The sequence below is a fragment of the Pseudomonas sp. Colony2 genome (assembly GCF_019382755.1).
Taxonomy (GTDB): domain Bacteria; phylum Pseudomonadota; class Gammaproteobacteria; order Pseudomonadales; family Pseudomonadaceae; genus Aquipseudomonas.
The window spans coordinates 4149907-4155285 of the sequence record NZ_CP080030.1 but is presented as its reverse complement, the minus strand read 5'-3'; the positions used below and the strand labels follow the sequence as shown (position 1 = coordinate 4155285).

Here is a 5379-nt window from a genome sequence, read left to right as displayed (position 1 = left end):
CCTGATCAATGGCGAGCTGTTCGCCGCGCTCTACGACAATCACCTGCAGCGTCTCAAGGACAACGCCAAAGTACTCGCCGTACCCACCGCCGAGGCGGATCGCAAGGCTGCCCAGGAACGCCACGAACATTGGCTGAGCATGGGTTTGAATGTGTTGAACGTGGCGGCCTTTGTCGTGCCCGGCCTGGGGGAGGTGATGCTGGCGGTCACGGCTGTGCAGCTGGGCCTGGAGGTCTACCATGGCATCGAGGCCTGGAAGGAAGGCGACATGGATGCTGCCTGGGGGCATCTGGAGTCTGTGGCGCTGAACGTGGCATTCATGGCCGCCCTCGGCGGATCGACGGCCCTGGCCAGCCGCGCGCCGAAGATTCAGGTGTCCCGCTGGGTGGATGGCCTGGTACCGGTCAAACTGCCCAGCGGTGAGGCCCGCCTCTGGAAGCCGGACCTGGCGCCGTACCGCAGCGAGGTGGTGCTGGCCCCGGCTCTCAAGCCCAATGCCCGGGGCCAGTACGAGACAGGCGGCAAGATTTATGTGCGTATCGGTGAAAACCTGCATGAAAAAGGCTTCGACAGCCGAATCCGCAAGTGGCGGATCAAACACCCGGATAATCCCGAGGCTTATCAACCGATCCTTGAACACAATAACGCCGGTGCCTGGCGGCATGTGCATGAGCAGCCCTTCAAATGGGACCGCCTGACCCTGTTGCGACGACTGGGGCCTGCAACTGAAGAATTCTCTGATACGACACTGGGCATTATCGGGGATATCAGTGGGGTCCAGGATGACGTGTTGCGCAAGGCGTATATCGAAGGCAGGCCGCTGCCCGCCGTGCTGGCCGATGCCCTGGAGCAGTTCCGCAGCCAGCCAGTGGCGGATACGGCGCCGCTGGCTGGCGAAGAGGCGGTGCTGCAACGGCGCTTCCCTGGATTGTCGAGGCGAGCCATCCAGGAAATTCTTGATACCGCCAGCGAACAGGAGCGCTTGCAACTGCGCAGTCAGCGTGGAGCCTCGGCGCGCCTGGACAATGCCGCTCGCCGCGCAGTCCAACAAGGCCGCCTGAGCCGTGCCCTGGCGGGGCTGCATCGTCAGGCCGACGCCGGTGCCGACACGGACCGCCTGGCCCTGCATTGCCTGCAACAGTTGCCGGGCTGGCCCACCAATCTGCGCCTGGAAGTGCGCTTTCAGGCTGTCGAAGGACCGTTACTGAACAGCATTGGCCCGCAAGATGCGCCGCTGCGCAGATACCTGGTCAAGCAGGGCGAAGCCTTCCAGGCCTATGACGAGCGCGGTGTCGCGCTGAACAGCCGGACCACCGGGCGGCGTAATTTCTTCCAGTCCGTCGTGCATGCGATCCCCGCTGCGGCCCGACCTGGCCTGGACATGCCCGTGGCGACCCTGGACCGGGAACTGCAACAGGCGGTGGCCAGTTATGCCACCCGCCGCCGTAGCCAAATGTCCAATGTGCTCGGCCTGCGCGCACCGCGTTCGCGACCCGTCTTGACGGGGGCGGGGGGCGTCCTGGGTTACCCGTTGAGCGGTCGGGGCAAAGGCTTTGACGTGGATGCATCGCTGACGGCGAGGGTGCAGGCGCTCTATCCGAACCTCAACGCCGGGCAGGCCAGCGATTTTGTCCTGAGCCGATTGCAGGCCGGTGAAAGCGCCCAACAGATCTTCACCCTGTTGGGAAACCGCCAGCGTGAGTTTGACCTGTTGCAGGCAGAGCTTGATCAGTGGACCGCCGCTGCGTTCCCACAGCCGGGTAGGGTCAGTGATCAGCAACGGATGGCGGCCGACATCATCAGTTGCTGGCGCCAGGGCATTTACCGCGAGCGGCCGCCGCTGAGCACCCTGTCGCTGGGCAGCGTGACGGACCTTCCGCGGCTGAGCGCAGACTTTTCCCATGTGCAGTCGCTGAGTGTGCGAGCCGAGGCCTTATCGGGTGAGCAGGGTACAAGGCTGGCTGAGCAATTCTGCGGCGTGCAACGCCTTGATGTATTCCTTGAGGCAACGCCAGGCATCGAGCTGGTCGACAGACTGAACCGCTTTACCGGGCTCACCCAGTTGACGTTAGGCGGCCGGAATATGGCCTATCCGGCTACGTTCATGCAACGCCTGGGGGGAATGGAGCGTTTGCAGCACCTGAGCATCGAGGGCATTTCGCAACGCCTGGACGTCAGCGCCCTCACGCACCTGCGCTCGCTGCGCATGGAGGGCTCGGTGCAGGAGTGGCCACAGGGGGTGGCGTCACTTGAGCACCTTGAGAGGCTCGACCTGTGGCGAACAAACATCCGTTCGGTGCCCCCGTCGATGCTCATCGGGCATGAACGCCTGTGGCGCGGCTTGAACCTGCGGTGGGCCGCGTTTGACCGCCGGGAATTCATGGCGGTGTATGAACACGTGCGGGGCAATCCGGCTCACCTGCTCAATGAGCAAGCCCTGGTGCGGGGTTACTGTGAGGGCGTGATGGATCGTTTGAAAGACGTGCGCTGGGGGTTTGGCATAGACGTTGTCTCTCAGTTCCGGCAGCAGGGTCTGACCACTGAACAGATACTGGCCCGCACTCACCAGGTATTCGACGAACAGCTCGCCCTGAGCCGGGACCTGGAGGAGTGGGCGGCCAGGGAGTTGCGGGTTGACCGCCGGCAGGTGGATGTCTTTTACCGCCAGCGCGCCGCCGAGCGGCTCCTGGACAGTTGGCGTGAAGGCCTGGGGCCGCGGCTTGCGCCGTCGGGCATGTCGGCGCGCTCCAACCTGCCGACCGCCACACTGAACCTGTCGGGGGGCGTACTGGGCGACTTGCCCGGGTTGCCGGCGGCCGCGTTCGCCCATGTCAAACAGGTCAACCTGAGCGGCACCCGGGTTTCCATTGAGGCGCTGAATGACTTTCTCGGCGCATTCAACGCCATTGAAGACTTGAACCTCAGTGCCAGCAACCTGGCACAGCTGCCTTCGGCCCTGGACAACTTCACCGCCCTGCGCCAGTTGGATCTTTCCCACAACCAACTGAGCATCATCCCGTCCCTCCAGCAACGCTTGAGCCGCCTGACGGCTCTTGAAACCCTGGACTTGCAATACAACCGTGTCACGAGCCTGGATCTGCGTGGCCTCAACGCCTTGCGCCACTTGAACCTCAGCCGCACTGGAATCACCGAATGGCCCGAGGGTGTCCTGGACTTGCCAGTCCTGGAGAGCCTGGACCTGAGCCACAGCGCTATCACCCGGGTGCCCGCCCAGGCGCTCACCGGCCACGACACGCTGATGCTCAAGAGCAACCTGCGGGGTTGCCGACTGACTGCCCGGGCCTGCGCCGACATCCTGGCCTTTGCGCAACGCACCCTGCGGGAAAATCCATTGGGCCTTGATGTGGAATTACTGCCGTTGGTGGGGCCGGAAATCTACCTGCACAAGCCGCTGGGCATTCCCCAGGAACAGCTGCGCATCGGCCGGACCGGCGGCGATCCGGAGTATTTCCCGGTCAGGGTCACCGACGACCCCGGCCAGTTGCTGTTGCCCCTGCACGTCGAGAACGTCGACGCGCAAGCACGCCTCACTCCGGCGGCGCGCCTGCAACAACTGGATCCTGCCTTGAGCAGTGCCCAGGCGGTGGCGCGCATTGATGAATGGCTGGCCGCCGGCCTGGGCGCCACCGGCGTCGACACACGCCTGGTGCAGTTGCGCGCCGAGCATCAACGCTTGAGCCGGGTGTTGAACAGTTGGATCGACATCGAAGGTTATCGCGAGGGCGGCGGCTGGGTCAGTGCCCTCGACCGTCGTCGTGCCGCCGGCCGGCTCCTTGAAAGCTGGCGCCACAACCTGCGTGCCCGGCCCGAGGTGCCGCCGGTGGACGGGCGCGAGGTACTGGACCTGTCCGGGTTGTATCTGGGCGACCTGCCGACGTTGCCGGCTTCAATGAGCCACGTCAGCGTGCTCGACCTCACCGAGGTGAAGCTGACGGAGCAGGGGTCCAATGGGTTCCTGGGCAGTTTCCCCCACCTGCGCCGGCTTGTGCTCAACAAGAATGGCCTGGCGCACCTGCCCGAGGTGATCAACCAATACACGGCGCTGACTCATCTCGAAGCCACCTACAATGATTTGCGCGACGCTGTGGAGCTACAGGCACTGCTCGGCCCGTTAAGTGCGCTGGAATGGCTCGACCTTGGCGAAAACACCCTGGCCAGCCTGGATGTCAGCGGCCTGCGCGGGCTGACAAACCTGGACCTGCACAACAACGTCCTGGAGGAATGGCCGGCCGGGGCATTGGAACTGCCGCGACTGCGCACCCTCGACCTCAGCAATAACCAGATCGAGACCATCCCGGACGATGCCCTGTTACCTCGCCACAACCTCCTGATGAGCAACACCAACCTGACGGACAACGGGCTGGAAGAACGCGTGTTCGAGCGCCTGAGCGACTTCCTCGAGGAAACGGGGTTCGGCCTGGGTTATACCCGGGAGCAAATTGATCGCGAGCTCGATGGCTTCCTCCTCAGTACCAGTCACGAGGAAGCGGATCTGAGCGGTGAGCTGCATCCGGAGCTGCTGACGCCCGCAGCACAGAAGGCCCAGTGGTTTGCTGGCGTGGCGGCCGACTCCAGCAAACACGCAGTCTGGGAGTCGCTCAAGAGCGCTGACGACAGTGAGGATTTCTTCTACATCATTTCCCAGCTGAAAAACGCCCAGGACTTCATCACCGACCGCCCTGAGTTGACGCGCCGGGTATGGGAGGTGTTGGAGGCCGCCGAGCAACGTCCGGCGTTGCGCGAGCAACTGTTCGGCAAGGCTCGCGGCATGCGGATCAACGCGACCTGCGGTGACGGTTGGATCCTGCTGTTCAGCGACCTTGAAGTCAGTGTCTATGAGTTCAAGGCCCTGGAAACCGTGGAGCCCGGAAAAGAAGGCGCGGCGCTGTTCAAGCTGGCCAGAAGCATGATCCGCCTGGAACAGACTGAAGCCACCGCCAGCCGCGTGGTCAGCCTAAAGCCCAGTGTTGACCCGGCGGAAATTCGCCTGGCCTACCGCATCGGCCTGGCCCAACGCCTGGAGTTGCCGCGCCAGCCGTCCGGCATGCTGTACCGCAACCTTTCCCAAGTGAAACAGGCCGATATCGACCAGGCCTACGCCAGCATCATCGGCCGGGAGGCGACCGAGGCGTTCACGGCCGATCTGGTCACGCGCCAGTACTGGGTCGACTACGTGCAGAAGCAATACGCGGCTGACTTTACGACGCTGGCCCAGACCCAGGCCCGCGAGGCTGAAGCCCTGGAGGATCGCTATCCGGCGTTTGGTGCGCAGTACGAGGCGCAAGCCGTGGTCTTGGCCAAGCAAAGGATTGAGCAACGCCAGGCCCTGCTGATTCGCCTGTCCGTACAGGAGAGAGC

General features: G+C 63.8%; 1 protein-coding gene. It reads left to right on the top strand.

Features of this window, described 5'->3' with window-relative positions; genetic code table 11:
* Window positions 1–5379 (top strand): NEL-type E3 ubiquitin ligase domain-containing protein (locus tag JV201_RS16345; protein WP_257903333.1); only part of this gene is annotated, 5379 nt, incomplete at both ends.